The 20,529-nt window shown below is 67.5% G+C and carries 21 protein-coding genes; 6 read left to right on the forward strand and 15 right to left on the reverse strand.

Translation table 11 applies throughout. The annotated features are described in order from the left end of the window. Nucleotides 1–174: 174 nt before the first annotated feature. Nucleotides 175–960, reverse strand: a complete 786-nt coding sequence (locus QQL87_RS21675) for an ABC transporter permease (RefSeq protein ID WP_284420672.1) — start codon at nt 958–960, stop codon at nt 175–177. Nucleotides 961–1,177: 217 nt separating this feature from the next. Next, the gene (locus QQL87_RS21680; RefSeq protein ID WP_284420673.1) at nt 1,178–1,990 is read right to left on the reverse strand and encodes an ABC transporter ATP-binding protein; all 813 of its coding nucleotides are present in this window, start codon (nt 1,988–1,990) and stop codon (nt 1,178–1,180) included. A gap of 154 nt (nt 1,991–2,144) precedes the next feature. Here QQL87_RS21680 and QQL87_RS21685 point away from each other — a divergent pair, with 154 nt between their 5' ends. Together QQL87_RS21685 and QQL87_RS21690 are read left to right on the forward strand one after the other, a co-directional pair. Continuing rightward, nucleotides 2,145–2,939 carry an ATP-binding cassette domain-containing protein gene (locus QQL87_RS21685; RefSeq protein ID WP_284420674.1) on the forward strand — a complete coding sequence of 265 codons (795 nt, stop codon included), beginning with the start codon at nt 2,145–2,147 and terminating at the stop codon, nt 2,937–2,939. Further along, entirely contained in the window at nt 2,936–4,492 is a 1,557-nt protein-coding gene (locus QQL87_RS21690; RefSeq protein ID WP_284420675.1) for an ABC transporter permease/substrate-binding protein, read from the forward strand. The genes QQL87_RS21685 and QQL87_RS21690 overlap by 4 nt, the downstream gene beginning before the upstream one ends. A gap of 169 nt (nt 4,493–4,661) precedes the next feature. Here the strand turns inward: QQL87_RS21690 and QQL87_RS21695 are convergent, their stop codons facing one another. From QQL87_RS21695 to QQL87_RS21710, 4 genes are all read right to left on the reverse strand, one after another. Beyond that, nucleotides 4,662–5,057 (reverse strand): rhodanese-like domain-containing protein, encoded by a 396-nt coding sequence (locus tag QQL87_RS21695; RefSeq protein ID WP_284420676.1) that lies wholly within the window; start codon nt 5,055–5,057, stop codon nt 4,662–4,664. 120 nt (nt 5,058–5,177) lie between these two features. Further along, nucleotides 5,178–6,887 (reverse strand): sulfatase-like hydrolase/transferase, encoded by a 1,710-nt coding sequence (locus QQL87_RS21700; protein ID WP_284420677.1) that lies wholly within the window; start codon nt 6,885–6,887, stop codon nt 5,178–5,180. A 171-nt stretch (nt 6,888–7,058) separates the two neighbouring features. Continuing rightward, nucleotides 7,059–7,640: a DUF3592 domain-containing protein gene (locus tag QQL87_RS21705; protein ID WP_284420679.1), complete on the reverse strand. Its 582-nt coding sequence runs from the start codon at nt 7,638–7,640 to the stop codon at nt 7,059–7,061. A gap of 384 nt (nt 7,641–8,024) precedes the next feature. Next, nucleotides 8,025–8,960: a DUF2380 domain-containing protein gene (locus QQL87_RS21710; protein WP_284420680.1), complete on the reverse strand. Its 936-nt coding sequence runs from the start codon at nt 8,958–8,960 to the stop codon at nt 8,025–8,027. A gap of 193 nt (nt 8,961–9,153) precedes the next feature. On the opposite strand from QQL87_RS21710, the gene QQL87_RS21715 reads away from it, so the two are divergent. Together QQL87_RS21715 and QQL87_RS21720 are read left to right on the forward strand one after the other, a co-directional pair. Then, a complete protein-coding gene (locus QQL87_RS21715) occupies nt 9,154–10,560 on the forward strand; it encodes a sensor histidine kinase (RefSeq protein WP_284420681.1) in 1,407 nt (468 codons plus the stop codon). After that, nucleotides 10,557–11,198, forward strand: a complete 642-nt coding sequence (locus QQL87_RS21720; RefSeq protein WP_284420683.1) for a response regulator — start codon at nt 10,557–10,559, stop codon at nt 11,196–11,198. The genes QQL87_RS21715 and QQL87_RS21720 overlap by 4 nt, the downstream gene beginning before the upstream one ends. A 39-nt stretch (nt 11,199–11,237) precedes the next feature. On the opposite strand, the gene QQL87_RS21725 is transcribed toward QQL87_RS21720, so the two are convergent. After that, nucleotides 11,238–11,549 (reverse strand): hypothetical protein, encoded by a 312-nt coding sequence (locus QQL87_RS21725; protein ID WP_284420684.1) that lies wholly within the window; start codon nt 11,547–11,549, stop codon nt 11,238–11,240. Continuing rightward, on the reverse strand, nt 11,549–12,406 hold the full coding sequence (locus QQL87_RS21730; RefSeq protein WP_284420685.1) for an SDR family oxidoreductase: 858 nt from the start codon (nt 12,404–12,406) through the stop codon (nt 11,549–11,551). The genes QQL87_RS21725 and QQL87_RS21730 overlap by 1 nt, the downstream gene beginning before the upstream one ends. 523 nt (nt 12,407–12,929) lie before the next feature. Between QQL87_RS21730 and QQL87_RS21735 the strand changes: the two genes are divergently transcribed. Further along, nucleotides 12,930–14,042 carry a DUF2336 domain-containing protein gene (locus QQL87_RS21735; protein ID WP_284420686.1) on the forward strand — a complete coding sequence of 371 codons (1,113 nt, stop codon included), beginning with the start codon at nt 12,930–12,932 and terminating at the stop codon, nt 14,040–14,042. 236 nt (nt 14,043–14,278) lie between these two features. Here the strand turns inward: QQL87_RS21735 and QQL87_RS21740 are convergent, their stop codons facing one another. The 4 genes from QQL87_RS21740 to QQL87_RS21755 all read right to left on the reverse strand — a co-directional run bounded on the left by QQL87_RS21740 (nt 14,279) and on the right by QQL87_RS21755 (nt 16,591). Further along, nucleotides 14,279–14,932, reverse strand: coding sequence for a hypothetical protein (locus tag QQL87_RS21740; protein ID WP_284424121.1), 654 nt, complete (start codon nt 14,930–14,932; stop codon nt 14,279–14,281). Beyond that, nucleotides 14,932–15,507 carry a histidine phosphatase family protein gene (locus QQL87_RS21745; RefSeq protein WP_284420688.1) on the reverse strand — a complete coding sequence of 192 codons (576 nt, stop codon included), beginning with the start codon at nt 15,505–15,507 and terminating at the stop codon, nt 14,932–14,934. The genes QQL87_RS21740 and QQL87_RS21745 overlap by 1 nt, the downstream gene beginning before the upstream one ends. Before the next feature lie 15 nt (nt 15,508–15,522). Further along, nucleotides 15,523–16,293 carry a CbtA family protein gene (locus QQL87_RS21750; protein ID WP_284420689.1) on the reverse strand — a complete coding sequence of 257 codons (771 nt, stop codon included), beginning with the start codon at nt 16,291–16,293 and terminating at the stop codon, nt 15,523–15,525. An 88-nt stretch (nt 16,294–16,381) separates the two neighbouring features. Beyond that, nucleotides 16,382–16,591 (reverse strand): CbtB domain-containing protein, encoded by a 210-nt coding sequence (locus QQL87_RS21755; RefSeq protein WP_284420690.1) that lies wholly within the window; start codon nt 16,589–16,591, stop codon nt 16,382–16,384. Nucleotides 16,592–16,870: 279 nt separating this feature from the next. Here QQL87_RS21755 and QQL87_RS21760 point away from each other — a divergent pair, with 279 nt between their 5' ends. Continuing rightward, the gene (locus QQL87_RS21760; RefSeq protein WP_284420691.1) at nt 16,871–17,449 is read left to right on the forward strand and encodes a hypothetical protein; all 579 of its coding nucleotides are present in this window, start codon (nt 16,871–16,873) and stop codon (nt 17,447–17,449) included. A gap of 324 nt (nt 17,450–17,773) precedes the next feature. Here QQL87_RS21760 and ilvC read toward each other — a convergent pair whose 3' ends face one another. The 3 genes from ilvC to QQL87_RS21775 form a co-directional block, all read right to left on the reverse strand. Continuing rightward, entirely contained in the window at nt 17,774–18,793 is a 1,020-nt protein-coding gene (gene ilvC / locus QQL87_RS21765) for a ketol-acid reductoisomerase (protein ID WP_284420692.1), read from the reverse strand. 150 nt (nt 18,794–18,943) lie between these two features. Continuing rightward, nucleotides 18,944–19,546, reverse strand: coding sequence for a LysE family translocator (locus QQL87_RS21770; RefSeq protein WP_284420693.1), 603 nt, complete (start codon nt 19,544–19,546; stop codon nt 18,944–18,946). Between the two features lie 291 nt (nt 19,547–19,837). Continuing rightward, the gene (locus QQL87_RS21775; RefSeq protein ID WP_284420694.1) at nt 19,838–20,527 is read right to left on the reverse strand and encodes a class I SAM-dependent methyltransferase; all 690 of its coding nucleotides are present in this window, start codon (nt 20,525–20,527) and stop codon (nt 19,838–19,840) included. Between the last annotated feature and the right edge of the window lie 2 nt (nt 20,528–20,529).

Consider the following 20,529-nt stretch of genomic DNA (forward strand, 5'->3'; position numbering starts at 1 on the left):
TATCAAATGATGCTAAAACTATCTTAGCGCCTATGGGCGAACGCCGGGACCCATAACCCCAGGGAGTGGTTTGGGGCACGCGGGACGACCAGTCTTTTCCAACCGCGAGATCACGCGGTATGGGTCCCGGCGTTCGCCGGGACGACGGCGGAGTATGAGGGAGCACAGCAGCCCTCATCGTCCGTCCGCCGCGTCCGGGCGCCAGACCAGCAGCCGCCGTTCGACCAGTGTGACGCAGATGTCGATCAGGATGACGAAGGCCGAGAGCACGAACATGCCGGCGAACACGCCGGCGACGTCGAACACGCCCTCGGCCTGCTGAATCAGGTAGCCAAGCCCGGCCGCGGAACCGAGATATTCGCCGACGACGGCGCCGACCACCGCGAAGCCCACCGAGGTGTGCAGCGAGGAGAACATCCACGACAGCGCCGACGGCCAGTAGACGTGGCGCATCAATTGCCGCTCGCTCATCCCCAGCATGCGGGCGTTGTCGCGCACCACGGTCGAGACCTCCTTCACGCCCTGATAGACGTTGAAGAACACGATGAAGAACACCAAGGTCACGCCGAGCGCGACCTTCGACCAGATGCCCAGGCCCAGCCACAGCGTGAAGATCGGCGCCAGCACCACGCGCGGCAGCGCGTTGGCCATCTTGACGTAGGGATCGAACACGGCTGCGACCAGCGGCTTGCGCGCGAACCAGAAGCCGACCAGCACGCCGCCGAGCGAGCCGATCGCAAACGCCAGGATCGACTCCCACAGCGTGATCGCGAGATGCTTCCAGATCGCGCCGGTCGCGAACCACTTCACGACCTGGGCAAACACGTCTTGCGGGTTCGAGAAGAAGAACGGCGGCAGCCAGATGCGCCCGAACAATGGCACGGTGGCAAGGAGCTGCCACAGCGCGAGCGCGACGACGGCGACGAGAAGCTGGAGTGCGAGCAGACCGAGGCGCGACATCAGGCTGCTCCGAAGTGGATGGCATGAGCGGGCTGCGCACCCCATGGGCGGTGCGCCCCCTCCCCCCTTGCGGATCGCGACGAGCTTCGCTCGCGCTGAGAGGGTCGGGGTGGGGGGTCCACACGGGAAGTCTTTGCTGGGACCCCCACCCCCGCCCCCTCCCCGCAAGGGGGAGGGGAGTTCGGCCTGAGTGCTTGGCTGACAGTCGCACGCGCCATCACACCGCCTCCGCCTGCTTGTAGGTCTTCTCGACCTCAGTCTTCAGCGTCTGCCAGATCTCGCGGTGCAGCTCGTGGAACTCGTGCTTCATGCGCACCTCGAAGATGTCGCGCGGGCGTGGCAGCTCGACGCGCCAGTCGCCGATGATGCGCGAGGCAGGCCCGGCCGACATGATGACGACGCGGTCGGCGAGCGCGATGGCCTCCTCGAGGTCATGGGTCACGAACAGCACCGCCTTGCGGTCGGCGTTCCAGAGATCGAGCAGCAGATTGCCCATGATCTGGCGCGTCTGCGCATCGAGCGGCCCGAACGGCTCGTCCATCAGGATGATGCGGGGATTGCGGATCAAGACCTGGGCGAGACCGACGCGCTTGCGCTGGCCGCCCGACAGCATGTGCGGATAGCGGTTGCCGAACGCGCCTAGGCCGACCGAGGTCAGCCATTGCTGCGCCTTCGCTGCCGCCTCGCGCGCCGGCGTGCCGGCAACCTCCAGCCCGATGGCGACGTTCTCCAGCGCCGTCTTCCACGGGAACAGCGCATCGGCCTGAAACAGGTAACCGGCCTCGCGATTGAGGCCGGCGAGCGGCTGGCCGAAGATCCGCACATGGCCGGCGGCGGGCTTCAGCAGGCCCGCCGCAACGTTCAGAAGGGTGGACTTGCCGCAGCCGGTCGGCCCGACGATGGCGACGAACTCGCCGTCGGCGACGGCAAGATCGGCCGTCTCCACGGCGGTGTAGGTGCGACCGCCGGCGAGACGGAATGCGACCGTTGTCCCGTCCAGCGAGACGGCGGCGGCCGTTGATGGCGTCACGTCCAAGTTCCTCCCCCGAAAATGGCCGGGACGGCTTAACCGCTTGCGCGGCGAAGTTCAACGCGCCGGCCGGACGTGCTAGGTGCTGTCTGGCGCGCTGCTCACCCTCCCCTGGAGGTCGGCAGCGCGAGCTTCGAGATCGCCGAAAGGCCGCATGCCGCCCACGCCTCTCATCACCTACAGCAACGTCCGCAAGCGTTTCCCCGGCCCGGCGGGCGCCGTGGTCGCGGTCGACGACGTCTCGCTGGAGATCGCCGAGGGCGAGTTCCTGGCGATCGTCGGCGGCTCCGGTTCGGGCAAGACCACCTTGCTGCGGCTCACCAACCGGCTGATCGAAGCCGACAGCGGCACGATCCGCATTGCCGGCGAGGACATCAACGGCATTGATCCGGTCGGCCTGCGCCGCCGCATCGGCAACGTGTTCCAGAGCGGCGCGCTGTTTCCGCACATGACGGTTGCCGCCAATATCGGCATCACCCCCAAACTGCTGGGCACGCCGGCGAGCGAGATCGCCGCCCGCGTCGACGATCTGCTCGACCTCGTGCAGCTCGATCGCAAGGCGCATCGCGACCGCCTGCCCGACGCGCTTTCCGGCGGCCAGCGCCAGCGCGTCGGCGTCGCCCGCGCGCTCGCCGCACGCCCCCGCATCGTGCTGATGGACGAGCCGTTCGGCGCGCTCGATCCGCTGACGCGTGATACGCTCGGAAGTGACTACCGCGCGCTGCACGAGAAGCTGGCGCTGACCACCGTGATGATCACGCATGACATCACCGAGGCGCTGCTGCTGGCCGACCGGATCGCGGTTATGCGCAGCGGCCGCCTGGTCGAGGTCGGTACGCCCACGGAGCTTGCGGGGAGCCGCGAGCCTTACGTGTCGGAGCTGATGACGACACCGCGCCGCCAGGCCGCGCGGCTGAAGGCGCTGCTGCCCGAGAGCGGCGCCGCATGAGCCTGTTGTCGGACCCGCGCTTTACCGAGGCGCTGTCGCATCTCGCCGACTATCTCGGCAGCCATCTGCGCGTCAGCATCGCCGCGCTCGCGCTCGGCCTTATCGTCAGCTTTCCGCTGGCGCTGCTCGCGCGCAACCGCCCCGCGCTGCGCAACCTGCTGCTCGGCGTCGCCAGCGTGGTGCAGACCGTGCCGGGACTGGCGCTGCTCGCACTGTTCTATCCGCTGCTGCTGGCACTGGCGGCGCTGAGCCTGCGCTGGTTCGGGCTGTCGTTCTCCGCCTTCGGCTTCCTGCCGGCGGTGCTGGCGCTGGCGCTGTATTCGATGCTGCCGGTGCTGCGCAACACCATCACCGGGCTCGATGGTGTCGACGCCGGCCTGATCGAAGCCGCCAAGGGCGTCGGCATGACCGAGCGTCAGGCGCTGACGATGGTGGAACTGCCGCTGGCGCTGCCGGTCATCATGGCCGGCATCCGCACCGCAGCGGTGTGGGTGATCGGCACCGCGACCCTGTCGACGCCGATCGGGCAGACCTCGCTCGGCAACTACATCTTTGCCGGATTGCAGACGCAGAACTGGGTGCTGGTCGTGTTCGGCTGCGTCGCCGCCGCGGTGCTGGCGCTCGTCGTCGACCAGCTGCTGGCGCTGATCGAAAATGGCCTGCGCGCGCGCAGCCGCGCCCGCGTCGGCCTGGGGACGGCGACGATCGCGCTGATGGTCGGCGCCAGCCTGCTGCCTTCGCTCGCCGGCAGCGCCGCGCGCTACACGATCGGCGCCAAGACCTTCACCGAGCAATATGTGCTGGCGGCGCTGCTGAGCGAGCGGCTGCAGGCCTCGGGCCTGTCCGCGGCGTCGCGCGCCGGCCTCGGTTCCAGCGTCATCTATGGCGCGCTCAAGAGCGGCGACATCGACCTCTACGTCGAGTACTCCGGCACGCTGTGGGCGAACCAGTTCCACCACACGGAGCAGCTGCCGCGCGCCGCGCTGCTCGACGCGTTGAAGGCCGATCTCGCCAGGGACAAGGTCACGCTGCTCGGCGAGCTCGGCTTCGAGAACGCCTACGCGCTGGTGATGCCGCGCAAAAAGGCCGAGGCGCTCGGCATCCGCTCGATCGCAGACCTTGTGCGCCATACGTCGCAGATGTCGATCGCCGGCGACTACGAGTTCTTCTCGCGTCCGGAATGGGCGGCGTTGCGCGATGCCTATGGGCTCGCGTTCCGCACCCAGCGCCAGATGCAGCCGGATTTCATGTATGCCGCGGTGGCCTCCGGCGAGGTCGACGTCATCGCCGGCTACACCAGCGACGGGCTGATCGCCAAATACGATCTCGTCGTGCTCGATGATCCCAGGCAGGCGATCCCGCCCTATGACGCGATCCTGCTGCTGGCGCCGAAGCGCGCCGACGATCGCGCCTTGCAGGAGGCCTTGCGTCCCCTGCTCGGCCGCATCGACATCGCCACGATGCAGCAGGCCAATCTGCGCGCCTCCGGCAACGATGCGGAGTCGTCGCCGCAGGCGGTGGCGCGCTGGCTGTGGAGCAAGATTGCGAAGTAGGCCACCGGTCTCTCCTCGTCATTGCGAGCGAAGCGACTTGTCGGCCGAAGCTCGAAGAGCGAAGGCGGAAGCAATCCAGAGTCCTCGTGACGCTCTGGATTGCTTCGCTTCGCTCGCAATGACGGCGGGGGTGGCGCGACGACCACCCTCACCCATCAGCAAACGCCGCTCACATCCCCGGCTCGATCGGCTTCTCCACCGCGCCGCCATTGTCGGCCCAGTCCTTGAAGCCGCCGACGTTGAACACCTTGTCGTAGCCGAGGTCCTTCAGCGTCTTGCCGGACAGCGCGGCGCGGCCGCCTGAGGCGCAGTACAGGATCACGCTCTTGTCCTTGGCAAAGGCCTTGTCGTGATAGGGCGAATCCGGGTCGGCGCGGAACTCCAGCATGCCGCGCGAGACGTGGTGCGCGCCTTCGATCTTGCCGCTCTTCTCGACCTCCGGCGCATCGCGCACGTCGAGCACCAGCGTGTTGCCCTTGGCGATCATCGCCTGTGCCTCGGCGGGCGTGATCTTCGGCACCACGGCGTTGGCGGCGGCCATCAGCTCCTTGACGGATGTGGACATGTCGATCCTCCCATTGAACGGAGCGCAGGGGTAGCCCGGCACGGGAGACACGGCAATCCCTCGAACAGATGAGGGGTCGATCGCAATGCCGTGAGTAGGCTCCTCGCGTCGGACGGCAGCCTACAAGCCCCGGATCAGCTCGGCGTCGATCAGCATGCGGTTGAAGCGGCGCGCCTCGGCGCCGTCGCCGCAGGCGTAGAACACGCCCTTGCAGCGCAGCATGATGTCCTTCTGCTCGGCGAAGGACGGATCGAGCGGAATGCCGGCCGCCTCCAGGGTGACCAGCGGCAGATAGGCAGCGTCGATCCGGTCCATGACGACGTCGCTCCGGCGCGGCTCGAAATTGACGGCGTCGATGGCGAAATAGGTCGCATAATAGCGCGGATCGTAGCTCTCCAGCCTCTCACCGATGCCGGCCTCGTCGAGCTTGGGATCGAGGATGTGCGGCGAGAATTCCGGCTGGTGATCGCCATAGCGCACGATCAGGAACGGCTGGTCGCCGAAGCGCTTCTTCAGGCTGGCCAGAAACTTCTGATAGTCCGACGCACTCATCGCCTGCCGGCGCATGTATTCGTCGATCGCCGGCAGATTGCCCGGCGCGCGCCAGGACGGCGTCAGGTCGGGCCGGAACGTCGTCTCCCAGGGAAAATGGTTGGCGGCGAGATAGACGAACATGAACAGCGGCTTTCCGCGCTGCCGCTGCTGCATCAGGTCGAGCGCGGCATCGTAGAAGAATCCGTCGGGCTCGACGCCCTTGGCGCCGAGGTCGCGGGCGTCGAGGAAGCGGTCGACGCCGACCGTGGTCTGGAAGCTGCGCGCACTCATGAAGGCGCCGTGCGCGGGATACAGCGACACGGTGTCGTAGCCACATTGGCGCAGCGTCAGCGGCAGGCCACGCTCGACCCGGCCGGAGGCGATCCGCGTCACGAAATAGGCGAAGCGGCCGAACGAGCGCGACGACAGGCCGGCGAGCACGTTGTATTCGGTGAACCAGCTCGGCCCGCCATTGCTCTCGGCCATGAACTGGCGCGCCTTGCCGTCGAACGACTTGAAGTGGCTGCCATAGTCCGCGGGCACCTTGATGCCCGGCGCCGAGCGGATGTCGAAGCTGGATTCGTCATGGATCAGCACGATGTTCGGGCGGCGCCCGGCCGGATGGCAGGAGTCCGGGATCGCGGCGGCCAGCTTGCGGTCGGCGGTGGCATCGGACTCCATGAAGCCGTTGGCGAGGAAATCCGACACCGCGGTGACGCCGGAGCGCGCGAACTTGGAGAGATAGCCGTCGTCGTAATAGCCGCGCCAGGCCTCGTCGCGCCAATTGAGTGAATACAGCGTCAGCGCCGCGAGGCAGGCGAGCTTGCCCGCCAGCGCCGGCAGCCGCGCAATCCGGTACGGATCGGCCCACCACAACAGCCCCATCAGCGGCAGCACCACGGCCGCCGCCAGCAGCACCGACAGCTTCAGGTTCGGGAAGATCGTGAACAGGAACGCCGCGCTGTCGTGGTCGATCAGCATCACGTCGACGAAGTTCGCCGTCATCTGCACCACGGCATGCTTCAGCTGCGACAGCAGCACCAGCACGACGACCATGGTCAGCGCCAGCGCGCCCGACACCGCGGGCCGCCGCAGCAGCACCAGCCAGAAGCCGTTCAAAATGCCCCAGGCCAGCAGGAAGCCGAGCCGCGCGCCGAAATCGGTCTCGGTGTGCAGCATCAGGGCCAGCGCGGCGATATGCGGGGCCGCCACGGCCGAGAGCCGCATCACAGCGGAACGGGTCGCGTTCGCCGCGGCGAGCGTCGTGATCGGTCCGTGGTTCGGGGTCAATGACATGCGGCGGTCGTAACGCGGCGCCCTTCGCCGGCGCATGCCGGCAGATCAGGGACCGCCTATCCTGTCATGCGACCGTAATGAAATCGTCACAAATAACAACAGTCCGGATTTACCCGGAGTGCCCTTCGCGGTCTGTCGCGTCACAGCAGCGCGGCGCTGCTGCGGCCGTTGTCAGACGTTCATCATTCGCCGCTGCGGCCGCGCCGCACCCGCTGCGGTCCGCGGCACGGCGCGGCCGGATGTGCTGGACCCCCGACGCTGCCGCATGCGGCGGACGAAGGACCAGCCGAACCACAGCGCACCGCAGAACGGCAGCAGAGGAAGCAGCAGATTCGAGCCGCGATCGCGATCCACGATCGCAAACCGCGACGTCTCCTCGCTACGGTAGCGCACCGTGACCCGGTCGCCGACCCAATAGCGCGGCGAGCTGCCGCCGAAATCCTCGAAGCGCAGCAGCGCCCCGGACGCGGTCGCAAACTCGATCACGGGGTAATATGTCGGCTCCCGGCCCGGGCCATCGGCATCTACCCTGATCGTGACGACCTGGCCCTCCGTCCGCAGCCCCGTCAATTCCATGCGGATGACGTATCCCGCCAGCGCGATCGTGGTCGCGAGCAGGATGGCCGCCATGATGGCGGCCAGCCGCGCCGACATCCGCGAGGCGCGCCGGCGCGGCGCCTTCGCTGCGGCGGCCATGGACAGCAGAGCGATCTGGTAGTCAGCAGCCCCGCCAAAGAAATGATGATCGAACATTCCGATGCCCCCCCGCCGGAAGCTGCATCGAAAAAACCAAACGTGGGTAAAATACGACGCTCAAATTCTGCATAACCCTCGGATCGCAGGTGCGACCGATCGGAAGGCTCGCCAATTCCGCGGCTTGCGCGTGATCCACGATCGCGTTCAAAGCTGCGCGACCATCACCGCGTGCCGGCCGGTGTTGCTCTATTTCCCCCCAAGCGCGTGTTTCCCTCAACGCACGAACCGCGCGGTGATTCGCGTGACGCGTCACACCGCCGCCGCCACATGATGTCCCGTGCGCGCGCGGCCGTTCGTTTGATCCGCCATGACAGGCAGCCGCGGCACGACCGCCCTGCGTGCGAAATTCACTGCTGGCGGCGCGGCGGTCCTCGGCGCCCCTCAGCGTTCGGAGCCGCCGGTCTCGAGCAGCCGCTCGCGCACCAGCCTGACCGCGCCGCGACTCCAGGAATAATTGGCGCCGAGGCGCAGCCCGCTGTCCCCGGCGGCGACCAGAGCGCCGGTATCCGCCTGGCGGACCCGGAAGCCGACGATATATTCGGTGCGGCCGATCCGTCGGATGATCCCGAGCAGCGACTGCTGGGCGCCGACCGCGCGGGCGGCCCGGGCCTCGCAATCGTCGCACGCCAGCAACGGCTGTCCCGGCTTGATCTCGCCGGCCGCGTCCTGCAGCCGATAGCGCCCTGACTGCGCCAGCAGCTGCCGCACCGCCTCGGTCGCCTCCTGCAGCCCCTTCTGGTCGGACTCGGTCTCGCCGAGCGCCGCACCCGCGCTGGTGTCATCGAGCTCGAAGGGCAGCAGCACCAGCTGGATCGGCTCCGGCGCCAGCGCGTCGCGAACCTGGCGCGACACGAAGATCTCGGCGCGCTCCCAGGCCTCGTCCGAGTCGCCCCGGAACGTGAAGATCTTGTCGAACAGCACGCGATTGGACGCGACGTCGATCGCCGACGCCCGCGCCCATTGCACCAGCGTCGACAGCTTCTGCACGCCGCCGGTAATCACGACGCCGGCGCCGGCGCCGGCGGCCATGTGCAGCCGGGCGGCGGGCGGCGCATCGGCTGCCGGACAGGAGGCGCCGCAGGCCGGACTGACGAGGCGCAGGCGCGCATCGTCCGCGACGTCGCGCCTGAGTGCGGCGATGAAGGCCTCCAGCCGCCGCTGATGCGCCGCCGTCTGGTCGGCCGGCTCACCGGATGTGTCGAGATAGCTGAAATCGTCGACCAGCACGGCCGGGACATGGTCGGCGGCGCGGACCGGGCCGGCAGCGAGCGTCAGGACGGCGAGAGCAAAGCAGTGCAGCGTGCGAAGATCTGACATCGGGCTCTCCCAGGAGGTTTGCAGCGCACGAACGCTAGACGCACCGGCCGGCCAAGAACCGGGTGCGGTCCCGACGATGGCCGGGAAAATTTCACGACGTCGCAGCCATCAAGCGGGCGTGCTTTCGGCCCCGCTCGTTCTGCCGTTAGATGGCCGCTCGGCTTCGCCATGACTGGCTTCGAGAGGCGTCGAGATGAGCATCTTCACCGCATGGGACCTCAAGGCCCGCCTGACCTTGCGGATCTCGCTCGTGTCTGCGCTGTGCTTCGCGGCGATCTCTGCCTATGTCCTGGTCGACATCGACCGTTCCGCGCATGCACGCAACGAGCGCATCGCCGAGATCACCGCCCGCACCCTGCAGCTGCAGCAGAGCAAGCTGCATTGGGTCAACAGCCCGCCGGCCGGCTTTCCCGACCTCGATGCCGTCGCCGCGGCCGCGATCGCCCCCGGCCTCTGCATCGCCTACCGCACGATCGACGGCCCAATTCTGCAGCAGATCTGCAGCGGCGCCGAAGTGCTGACGCAGCCTCCGCCCCGCGCCTTCGCGGCGCTGTACCAGCGGCTGTTCGATCCCAGCCGCGCAGCGACACGGCCGGTGCTGTTTCGCGATGCCAGGACCGGGGATGCTATGGTCTGGCTCGATGCCGACGTGATGACCGCGGATGCCTGGCGCGAGCTCGGCCGGCTGCTGCCGGTGCTCGGAACGGCGCTGCTGCTGCTCTGCGTGCTGGTCTACGCAGCGCTGGCGCGCGCGCTGCGTCCGACCCGCCTGATCCGCGCCGGCCTCGAGCGCATCGCGGCCCACGATCTGTCGGCGCGGCTGCCGCCGTTCGACCTCGCCGAGCTTTCGGCGATCCGCGACGCCTTCAACCAGCTCGCCGAAGGGCTGGAGTCGGCGCTGGCCCAGCGCAGCGAATTGACCCGGCGTCTCATCGCCCTGCAGGACGACGAGCGCCGTCACCTCGCGCGCGAGCTGCATGATGAATTCGGCCAATCGCTGGCGGCGATCCGGGCGCTGGCGGCCTCGGTCCGCCACAGCGCGGCGCGCGATTGCCCGGACATGGTGAGCGAATGCGACGTCATCGCCCAGACCGCGACCGGGATGATGGAGACGCTGCGCGGAGCCTTGGTGCGGTTGCGTCCGCCCGAGATCGACGAGCTCGGGCTGGCGGCAAGCCTCGAAGGCCTGGTGGCCGGATGGAACAGGCGGCAGCACGGGCTTCCCAGGTTCGAGATCAGCCTGTCGGACGGGATCGATCGCGTCCCCGACATCGTCGCCACCCACGTCTACCGCATGGCCCAGGAAGCCCTCACCAACGCGGTCAAGCATGCCGGGGCCACGCGCGTCCGGCTGCAGGTCGCGCTTGGCGAGCGGCTGGGCCATGCGGATGAGACCATCGTCCTCGCTGTCGAGGATGATGGCGCTGCCGGCGAGGCCAGCAGCCGATCCGGCATGGGCCTGCTCGGCATGCGCGAGCGCACCGCATCCCTAGGGGGCCAGATGAGCTTTGCGGCCGGAGCGGACGGCGGCTCGCGGCTGCGTGTCGTCATCCCGCTCGCGGGTGTTTCGACGCAGACGGCGATCGGGCGCGCGGCATGACGGCACAGGCCGGCACCATCATGCTGGTCGACGACCATGCCGTCGTCCGCGAGGGCTATCGGTCGATGCTGCAAAAGCAGCCGGGGCTGCGCGTGGTCGCCGAAGCCGCCGATGGCGCCGAGGCCTACCGGCTGTTCAAGGCCGTCAGGCCCGATCTCGTGATCATGGACCTGACCATGCCCGGTGTCGGCGGCATCGAGGGCATTCGCCGGATCCGGCAATGGGACCGCAGCGCGCGCATCCTGGTGTTCACGATGCATGAGAATGCCGGCTTCGCGGTGCAGGCGATCCGGGCCGGCGCACGCGGCTATGTCACCAAGAGCAGCCCGCCGGAAACCCTGGTCCGCGCCGTCACCGATGTCCTGGCCGGTCACATCGCCATCAGTCCCGACATCGATCACGAGCTGGCGCTCAGCCGCCTGTCCGGCGAGCAGGCCGCCGCCGACGTGCTGACCGCGCGCGAATTCGAGGTGATGCAGATGCTGCTGGCCGAACGGACCACCGAGGAGATCGCCTCGAGCCTTCATCTCAGCCCGAAGACGGTCGCCAATCTGCACTCGCTGATCAAGGACAAGCTCGGCGTCGCCACCGACATCGAGCTGGTACGGCTGGCGCTGCGGCAGGGATTATTGACCTGAACGCGCAAGACCGGAGAACCGGCGGCACGAGGCCTCAACTTAAGGCTCGTCCGCGGGGATGCGCGGCATCGGCTGTGCGTCGGATGCCTGTTCTGCGCCGTCCTGATCCATCACCAGATGAAACTCCCGCCCGAGCCGGCGCTGAACGCTCATCACGGCGCGGTCGACGTCGCTGATCAGGCTGTCGCCGAGGATGACGTGCGGAATCTCCCAGTTGCGGCCGCTGCGCACGTCGAGCCCCTGCACGGCCGGCACGCGTGCCGTGTCGCATCCCGGCTGCGCACGGATCGCCTCCTCCACCAGACAAGTGAGCTCCGCCTGGGTCTTGCCGGTCGTCGTCACCGCCGGCATCAGGGCTTGGTCACCGGCGTCAGGCCGAGCCGCTTGGCGATGATGCGATCGACGGTCCGCTTCGGAAGCGCGCGCACGATCCATTGCTGCAGCGCATCGGGCGCGATCTCGTAGCGCACCTTGGGCGCCGGCGCGGTCAGCGCCTCATACACCCGCCCGGCGATGGTTTCGGCCGGTAGGCCGGTCTTGGCCAGATGCAGCATGAAGCCGCGAATTTTCTGCAGCGCCGGGAAGAACGGCGAGCCCTGGTACGGCGACAGGTCGACCTCCTCCGCCTTGGCCCAGATCGGCGTCTTCACCGCGCCGGGCGCGACGATGATGACGTCGATGCCGAACAGCATCAATTCGCGGCGCAGGCTCTCCGACAGCCCCTCGACCGCGTGCTTGGAGGTCGAATACGGCGCGAGTAGCGGATTGCCGTTGCGGCCCGCGACCGAGCTCATCATCACGATCCGCCCGCGCGGGCCGGTCATCGCGGGATCGGCCCCGAGCAGCGGCGCGAACGCCTGGGTCGCGATCACCGGACCGATGACGTTGACCTCGATCTGATGACGAAACTGATCGATCGGCAGCTCCGTAACGGGACCGGCGACGGCGATGCCCGCATTGTTGACCAGCCCGGCGAGAGCCTCGCCATTGAGAGCGGTGCGCACCTCTTGCGCCGCTGTCTTCACCGCGGCCTCGTCGGTGACGTCGAACAGCAGCGGCGTGAAGCTGGCGCCGAGCTCGCTGCGCAGCCGCTCCGCATCGGCCTGCTTGCGAACGCTCCCGAACACCCGGAAGCCGCGTGCGAGCAGAAGCTTCGAACAGGCGTGACCGATGCCGGTGGATGCCCCGGTGATGACGACGGATTTCATGGCGACCTCAGAGATTTGCCAGCCGATTATCGCACGGGATGCGGCGCAATGCTGGCGCTGATTTTCCACGCGAGATCACGCCTTGTCACGCTTGCGCGTGAAGGCCGGAACGCATGGCATCCCGCCCGATCCATCGGCAAGACGGTCGCGGCAAGAATGTGATTTAAGTTTCAATGCTTGGGAAGGTGACAGCTGAGGTAAGATCGAGAGAGGCCGGCAAAGTGGATGAAGGAAGGTTTGTGACCTTATGAGATCATTAACCTTTTCGTTTCGATCCCTCGTCTTCGCAGGTCTGCCGGGCGCAGTTCCGTGTCACACCGCTCGACGGCCGCGCCGACCGTGCCCTTCCGCTGTAACCGCTTCGTCTTAATTTTCCGTATCCGTGTTTCTCCGGAGTACTACGCCCCCCGCCCCTAACACATTGTTATCGCAGCTGCCGAAAGCTGATCCTGCCGAGAGCCACGCAGCGCGAGCAGCAGCGCGTCGCTGCCGCCTTTGGCAATCCCGACAAACGAGCGCGACCGTGTCACAGCCAGAACAGCTTCCGCCTTCAGAAAATTCCATCATCACCGAGCTCGAAGAGGCCGTTCGCAGCGGCTCCTCGGCGAAGCGTGTCAATACGCTGCGCCAGGTCACCAACCTGTTCCTGCATGACGGCGAACGCCTCACCGAGGACCAGATCAAGGTGTTCGACAACGTGCTGTGCATGCTGGTCTCCCGGGTCGAGACCCGCGCGCGGGCCGAGCTCAGCAAGCACCTCGCCCCGGTCGACTATGCGCCTGTCGACATCATCCAGCAGCTCGCCCGCGACGACGAGATCTCGGTCGCCGAGACTGTGCTGATGCACTCGACCCGGCTGACCGAGCACACGCTGGTGGAGGTCGCAGCGACCAAGGGCCAGGATCACCTGATGGCGATCTCGAGCCGGGCGCATCTGACCGAGGCGGTGACCGACATCATCGTCGACCGCGGCGAGCGCCGGGTCATCCGCAAGCTCGCCAACAACCAGACCGCGCGCTTCTCCGAGACCGGCTACTCGGGAATGATGGCCCATGCCGAGAACGACGATGAGCTCTCCGAGATCATCGGCCTGCGCGTCGATCTGCCCAACAAGCACCTGCGCGACCTGCTGCGCCGCGCCACCGACTCCGTGCGGGCCAAGCTGATGGCCTCGGCGCCCCCGGCGCTGCAGCAGGAGATCAAGAAGGTCATCAAGGCGATCGCGGACGTTGCGCGCAGCGATGGCGGCCTGATCGGCCGCGACTTCACGCTGGCCGAGGAAGCCGTCAAGCGCATGAAGGGGCTGAACGAGCTCAACGACGCCGCCATCGGCTTCTTCGCCGAAACCCGCCGCTTCGGCGAGGTGGCCGCCGCGCTCGGCCTGCTCAACAACGTCCCGACCGAGATGATGGCCAAGGTGCTGGAGGGCCCGCGCACCGACATCGTGCTGATCCCCTGCCGCTCCGCCGGGCTGATCTGGCCGGTGGTGGCAAAGATCCTGACCCACCGTCCGATCAAGCACGCCATCGACACCGACACGCTGAAGCTCGCCGAGCGAGACTATGGCCGCCTGTCGCTCGACACCGCCCAGCGCACCCTGCGATTCTGGATGGTGCACAACAAGGTGGAGAAGTGAGCTTCGGCTCACAAGCGCCCTCGGCGACACCCCGCGGCCTCGCCCCACGCTCCGCTGTCGTCCCGGCGCACGCCGGGACCCATACCGCGTGATGTGAGTTGGCGGACAAAGTCTAGATTACCCGGTTCTCGTAACACCAACGCCGGTGGTTATGGATCCCCGCATTCGCGGGGGATGACGGCTGTGGGTGTCGCAGGCAGTCGACCACGCCCATGCTGCACAACGACGCAGTAGGATCATCTCGTCCCGGACGAGGCCGGACGATTGGCTGGGGGAAGGCAACGCGACAGCAGCCAGGCTCCGCCAGCGGCGAGAGCAAGCAAGAAAAGACCGGTCAGAACGGTCGGAGCATGCAACGGCAGCAGCCGCCATTCCGGTCCGATGACCACGCCGCTGTCGAACGTCTCGCTGCTGTTCGAGCACAGCGCGGCGAAGGCCGGATCTGCGGCGATGTCGGCCGCGATCCGCGCTTCGAGCGCCGAGGCCGCCGACTGCGCGCCGGGCATCGTCGACAGATGCGCGAGCAGCGCACGAATGCCGGCCATGTCGGCATGGGCGCATTCGTTGAACGGGCTCGCCTCGTCGGTCAGGCTGCCGGGAACGAGGCCCCACCAGCAGGCGAAATGCTGCAGGCTGACGAAGCCCATGAGCCGGCGCAAGGTTGCGTCGGTTCGCGCCTGACGCGCGGCGAGATCAAGGATATCGGAGCGATGGCGGGCGACCACCTGCATCTCACCATGGCCGATCGCGGGAATGGCGAGCCCGACCAGCGTGCCATCCGAGGGTCGCGGATGATGCGCCCGGACCGGCACGACGGTGAAAAGCGAGGCCAGCGCCATGATGACGCCCAGCCATCGGCCGGCGATCGCACACCTCCCGCCGCGCGCCATCATCGCTCGTCCTTCCACGGCACCAGGGCGGCGAGCGTCCAGCGACCGCCGACGCCCGACAGCCTGGCGCGCGTCAGCGGCGCGACGTCGATGCGCCGGAACGTCTCCGGGCCTGCGCCGATCGCATGCGCGATCGCCGCGCGCATGACCAGCGCATGCGTGATCGCCAGAACCGAGCCGTCGACGGCAAGCAGATCCGTCATCCATCCACTGATGCGGGTCATCACATCCACAAACGACTCGCCGCCATGCGGAGCCGCCTGCGGATCCTGCAGCCACGCGGCGACGGCGTCCGGCGTCTCCGCCTGGACCTCGGCGAGCGATCGTCCCGCCCAGCGGCCAAAGTCGCAGTCCCGCAGCGCAGGCTCTGGCCGAGCGTCGAGGGCGAGCCCTTCGGCGGTGTCGGCGGCGCAGCGGGCCGGGCTGCGCAGTGCGATGTCATGGGAGGGAAGCCGGCCGACCAGCCGGGCGAGACTGTCTCGCCCGCGCGCGTCCAGCGGCTCGTCGGCCGCGAAGGCCATTGCCGCCGTGGCCGGGGTCGCCGCCGCGCAGATGAGATGCAGGCGCGTCGTCATGGCCGTCGCGGCCGTTCAAGCGCGCGCGCCATGCGGCGCCATCAGACGCTCGGCAAGCACGCCGAACAGCAATCCGAGCGTGGCCCACATGATGGCCTGCCCGCCGAGCGAGGCGACGCGGAACTGCCAGAGCACGGTGGCCGGAAACTCCTCCGGTACCTCGTTCACATCAGGCAGCGCGAGACTGATGCCGATCATCACCGCGACGTAGACGCCCGCCGCAATCAAGGCCGCATTCCATGCGCCGAGCCGCGGCAGCAGGCGGATGCGCAGCATTCCGGCCGCGATGATGACCGCAAGCGAGATCAGGATCAGCGCAAAATACAGGCTGGTGCGCATTCCGATCGTCTCGGCCAGACCGACCGAGGGCGGGTTGGCGGGATATTTGAGCATGGGCGCGGCATAGACGGCGACGAAGCCAAGTGCGGCGAGCACCGCCGAGGTCGCCCGCGGACCGAGATCGGCCATGCGTCGGAAGCACAGCGCGAAGGCGAGCGCGAACAGGCCGCCGAACGCCGTACTGTAGACGACAACGCCGGTCAGCAGTCCAACGCCGGCCTGGACCGGCCGGCTGACCAGCTCGGTCTCAACCGCCGCGACGGGCGCAGGCTGGCCCTTGGCAGCGGCCTCCTCCGCGCTCGCTTTGGCTTTCGCCGCGTCGGCCGCCGTCTCGAACGCGATGGCGCGCTCGACCGATGATTCGCCGGCCAGCTTGAGAAAGCCGAAGGACAGCAGTGCGGCGACGAGGCCGGCCAGCATGCCGCGCAGGAGCAAGCGCCCCGTCATCGATCGTCTCTCAGAGATTGGGAACCTCGGCTGCTGCCGTCAGGGCCGGCGTGCAGCGGAACGGCTCCGGCGCAGCGGAGCCGGCCGTTCAGTGGCACGGGAATCCGAGCAGATGCCGTCCGTCATGGACGAATTCATGGACATAGGCGCTGTTGAACACAGCCGCCGCGCCCTCTTCGACGCCGACGAAATAGATGCCGAGAGCGAGCATCAGGCCGCCGAAGATCGCCCACGGCAGAATCTCGCGCACCGGAATGGCTGTGGGCAGAGTGACCGGAAAAGACGTCGCTGTTGCCACGGTGAAGCTCCTTGTTGGGTTCCGGCTGACCAAGCCAGCGCCGGGAGGCAGTGAAAGCCCTCCACGTCCGACACACGGTGCCGCAGCCGATGAATGCTCGCAAGATTATAACCGCGATCGCGGGCGGATCGATAGTCGAAAATGCTCGGGTCCCCCGCGCCGCCCCCGGGCCAGCGGAGGCGCTGCCCGGCGTGGTCGCGAGGGGACCGGCGAAAGCGGGTGCCGACCGGCTGACAGCGGCTGCGGCGATCGACTACAATCGCGGCGAAGGAGATCGCAATGGCTTTCGACGTCACCGCCGCGCCCCGCCCCGAGGCTCGCCTCATGCCCGTGCCGCAGCGGCATGCGACCACGTTCTGCTTTGCGGTGCTCACCGCAGCGTGCGCGCTGGCGAGCTTCGCCTTTGCCTGCGCGACGCCGTTCGCGGCGTTTGCGGTGGTCGCAGCCGCCATGCTGCCGCTGCGCTCCGCCTTGCCCTGCGTGCTCGGAGCCTGGCTGGTCAACCAGGGTATCGGCTTCGGCGCCCTGCATTATCCCGTCGACGCCAACACGCTGGCCTGGGGAGCCGCGATCGGCGCGGCAGCCCTCGTCGCCACGCTCGGCGCGCGTCTGGTGCTGCAGGCCTTGTGCGCCGTACCGGCACCGATCGCGCTCGCGGCGGCCCTGCTCGGCGCCTACGCGGCCTATGAGCTGGTGCTGCTCGCGGTCACGCCCGTGCTCGGCGGCGCGGCGAGCTTCACGCCTGCGATCGTCGCGCGCCTCGGACTGACCAGCGCCGCCTGGCTGGCCGGGCTCGCCGCCACCTGTGAGATCGTCCGTCTGCTGACGCCGCTCGCCTCACGCCGCGCGATGTCCTGACCGGACCAGCATCAGCGAGTGAGAGGGCCGCCGCCTCCTCATACTCAGCTGTCGTCCTCGCGAACGCGGGGACCCATACCGCGTGATGTGAGTTGGCGGAAACCAGTCCGAGTCACCACCGTTCGTCAACACGAACAACTGTGGTTATGGGTCCCCGCGTTCGCGGGGACGACAGCGTGGCTTGTCGCAGGCAGCGGGGCTGAACTCCGCGATGTCGCTATCGCATTGACGAAAAAAAGCCTCCGCCCAACAAGGACGGAGGCTTTCATTGAGCTCCAGGTCGAGACCGCGATACCCGCAGTCTCGACCGGCCATCACGACAGCTCAGTTCTTCGACTTGTCGACCAGCGCGCCCTTCTTGATCCAGGGCATCATATCGCGCAGGCGGGCGCCGACGTCCTCGATCGGGTGCTGGGCGAGACGGGCGCGGGTCGCCTTGAACGAGGACTGGTTGACCTTGTTCTCCAGCATCCAGTCGCGCGCGAAGCGGCCGGACTGGATGTCGTCGAGCACCTTCTTCATCTCCGCCTTGGTCTCGGGCGTGATGATGCGCGGGCCGGTGACGTACTCGCCATATTCGGCGGTGTTGGAGATCGAGTAGTTCATGTTGGCGATGCCGCCTTCATAGATCAGGTCGACGATCAGCTTCACCTCGTGGAGACACTCGAAATAGGCCATCTCCGGCGCGTAGCCGGCCTCGACCAGGGTCTCGAAGCCCGCCTTGATCAGCTCGACCAGGCCGCCGCACAGCACCGCCTGCTCGCCGAACAGGTCGGTCTCGCACTCTTCCTTGAAGGTGGTCTCGATGATGCCGGCGCGGCCGCCGCCGATCGCCGACGCATAGGACAGGCCGAGGTCATGGGCATTGCCCGAGGAATCCTTGGCGATCGCGATCAGGCAGGGCACGCCGCCGCCGCGCTGGTACTCGGAGCGGACGGTGTGGCCGGGGCCCTTCGGCGCGATCATCAGCACGTCGAGATCGGCGCGCGGGTCGAGCAGGTTGAAATGCACGTTGAGGCCGTGCGCGAAGACGAGCGCGGCGCCCTGCTTCATGTTGTCGGCGAGATGCTCGCGGTAGATGTCGCCCTGCAGCTCGTCCGGGGTCAGCATCATCACGAGGTCGGCCCACTTCGCGGCTTCGGCGACTTCCATCACCTTGAAGCCGGCGGCTTCAGCCTTCTTGGCCGAGGCCGAGCCCTTGCGCAGCGCGATCGCGACGTCCTTGACGCCGGAATCCTTCAGGTTCAGCGCATGGGCGTGGCCCTGGCTGCCATAGCCGACGATGACGACCTTCTTGCCCTTGATCAGGTTCAGATCGGCGTCGCGATCGTAGTAGACACGCATTGTCGTTTCCTCTTTGAGATGGCCGGAATTGGCTGAAAAGTCAGACGCTTGGGTGAGGCACGGGCGGCTGCGCCCGGACAAAATCCGGCCCGTGTCTAGAGCATTTTGGGCGTGCTTGGAAACCCCGATCTCGCATGGCGGCCACCTCCCTCATGCGTCCATGAAGACGGGATAGAGCGAGGCCAGCAGCAGCACCGCCATCAGGATGTTGAAGGCGCGCACCGCACGTTCTGAGCTGAGAAGCGGCCGCAGCGCGGTGCCGAACAGGGTCCAGGTGATGGTCGAGGCGACCGCCATCACGAAGCTGATCGCGACCTGCAGTGCAACATTGGCGGGAAAGCGCGCAATCGCGGCATAGGCGGTGATGGTGCTGATGACCATCACCCAGCCCTTGGCATTGACCCACTGAAACAGCGCCGCGCCCCAGAACGACATCGGCCCGCGCGGGTTGGCCTCGTCCGCCTTGGCCGATCCGGAGAACGCGATCACCACGGCGAGATAGATCAGATAGGCGGCGCCGAGATATTTCAGCACCTGCTGCAGCACGGGATAGCTGATGAACACCGTGGCGAGGCCGAAGCCGACCGCGCCGACCATGAAGGCAAAGCCGAAGCTCACGCCCATCATGTGCGGCACTGTGCGGCGGAAGCCATGGGTCACGCCCGACGACAGCAGCATGATGTTGTTCGGACCCGGCGTGAACGCCATCACGAAGGCGAAGGTCACGAAGGCGATGAGGAGTTGCTGGGACATCTAGGATGCTCTCGCTCTCGTCGCGAATTGACGAGCGGCCGCTTGACCGAGGCAGGCACGCCTATCGCGGCGATGGCGCTCTAACCTCTCCCCGCCTGCGGGGAGAGGTCGGATTGCATCGTCAGATGCAATCCGGGTGAGGGGGGCTCTCCGCACGGTCGGTGGGCGTGGCTGCCCCTCACCCCAACCCTCCCAGCGCGAGCGAAGCTCGTCGCGCCCCCGTAAGAACGGGGAGAGGGGGCGCACCGGCTGCTGCGCGGCAGCGTGCGCCGCCAACAAACACTTCATCTTTCAGCCCTGCCCTGCCGGCTTCTGCAGCACGTAGGTGGCGTGCATCGGCGCGTGGTAGTCGGCGGAGATGGTGATGAAGCCGACCTCGGCCAGCATGCGCTCCATCACCCAGGCGAAGGTCGAGTTCTCGTCGCGCATATGGGTGATGACGCTGTCGCGAGACAGATCGTGGTTCTTGATGTTGAAATCGGCCCATTGCTCGACCGAGCGCTCGGCGCCGTCGGGCATGCTGACATAGACGATGTCGCGCAGGAAGAACTGCGCGCCGGGCTTGAGCGCCGCGAAGATGCGCGCCAGCGCCACCGCCTTCCAGAAGTCCGGCAGATGGTGCAGCGTGAACTCGCTGGCGATCAGGTCATAGGAGTTGGGCTCGTAGGCGAACGACAACAGGCCGGCCGCATGCATCCGCACCGCGGTGCGGCGGTCGCGGGTGTAGAGCTTGGTCAGCGCCAGCATCGCCGGCGAGATGTCGATGGCGTCGACGACGGCGCCCATCAGCGCCGCTTCCGTCGCCAGCACGCCGTTGCCGCAGCCGATGTCGGCGACCCGCCAGCCGGGCTTGACGCCCAGCATCTTCAATGCGGCGCGCGCGCGCTCGTCGGCGTCATCCCCCGAATCGTAGATCGAGGCGACGGCATGATCGAGCCCGATCCGGTTACGTTCGTTGTAGTACCAGTCGCGCGCCAGCATGG

Source organism: Bradyrhizobium sp. SSBR45G, assembly GCF_030159255.1.
Lineage (GTDB): Bacteria > Pseudomonadota > Alphaproteobacteria > Rhizobiales > Xanthobacteraceae > Bradyrhizobium.

Excerpts from the sequence above, each read along its gene's own strand:
- QQL87_RS21690 (WP_284420675.1), top strand. The coding sequence starts at position 2,936 with ATGAGCCTGTTGTCGGACCCGCGCTTTACCGAGGCGCTGTCGCATCTC.
- QQL87_RS21775 (WP_284420694.1), bottom strand. The coding sequence starts at position 20,527 with ATGCTGGCGCGCGACTGGTACTACAACGAACGTAACCGGATCGGGCTC.
- QQL87_RS21685 (WP_284420674.1), top strand. The coding sequence starts at position 2,145 with ATGCCGCCCACGCCTCTCATCACCTACAGCAACGTCCGCAAGCGTTTC.
- ilvC (WP_284420692.1), bottom strand. The coding sequence starts at position 18,793 with ATGCGTGTCTACTACGATCGCGACGCCGATCTGAACCTGATCAAGGGC.
- QQL87_RS21695 (WP_284420676.1), bottom strand. The coding sequence starts at position 5,057 with ATGTCCACATCCGTCAAGGAGCTGATGGCCGCCGCCAACGCCGTGGTG.
- QQL87_RS21710 (WP_284420680.1), bottom strand. The coding sequence starts at position 8,960 with ATGTCAGATCTTCGCACGCTGCACTGCTTTGCTCTCGCCGTCCTGACG.
- QQL87_RS21705 (WP_284420679.1), bottom strand. The coding sequence starts at position 7,640 with ATGTTCGATCATCATTTCTTTGGCGGGGCTGCTGACTACCAGATCGCT.
- QQL87_RS21715 (WP_284420681.1), top strand. The coding sequence starts at position 9,154 with ATGAGCATCTTCACCGCATGGGACCTCAAGGCCCGCCTGACCTTGCGG.
- QQL87_RS21740 (WP_284424121.1), bottom strand. The coding sequence starts at position 14,932 with ATGGCGCGCGGCGGGAGGTGTGCGATCGCCGGCCGATGGCTGGGCGTC.
- QQL87_RS21730 (WP_284420685.1), bottom strand. The coding sequence starts at position 12,406 with ATGAAATCCGTCGTCATCACCGGGGCATCCACCGGCATCGGTCACGCC.
- QQL87_RS21760 (WP_284420691.1), top strand. The coding sequence starts at position 16,871 with ATGGCTTTCGACGTCACCGCCGCGCCCCGCCCCGAGGCTCGCCTCATG.
- QQL87_RS21745 (WP_284420688.1), bottom strand. The coding sequence starts at position 15,507 with ATGACGACGCGCCTGCATCTCATCTGCGCGGCGGCGACCCCGGCCACG.
- QQL87_RS21750 (WP_284420689.1), bottom strand. The coding sequence starts at position 16,293 with ATGACGGGGCGCTTGCTCCTGCGCGGCATGCTGGCCGGCCTCGTCGCC.
- QQL87_RS21720 (WP_284420683.1), top strand. The coding sequence starts at position 10,557 with ATGACGGCACAGGCCGGCACCATCATGCTGGTCGACGACCATGCCGTC.
- QQL87_RS21770 (WP_284420693.1), bottom strand. The coding sequence starts at position 19,546 with ATGTCCCAGCAACTCCTCATCGCCTTCGTGACCTTCGCCTTCGTGATG.
- QQL87_RS21725 (WP_284420684.1), bottom strand. The coding sequence starts at position 11,549 with ATGCCGGCGGTGACGACGACCGGCAAGACCCAGGCGGAGCTCACTTGT.
- QQL87_RS21700 (WP_284420677.1), bottom strand. The coding sequence starts at position 6,887 with ATGTCATTGACCCCGAACCACGGACCGATCACGACGCTCGCCGCGGCG.
- QQL87_RS21675 (WP_284420672.1), bottom strand. The coding sequence starts at position 960 with ATGTCGCGCCTCGGTCTGCTCGCACTCCAGCTTCTCGTCGCCGTCGTC.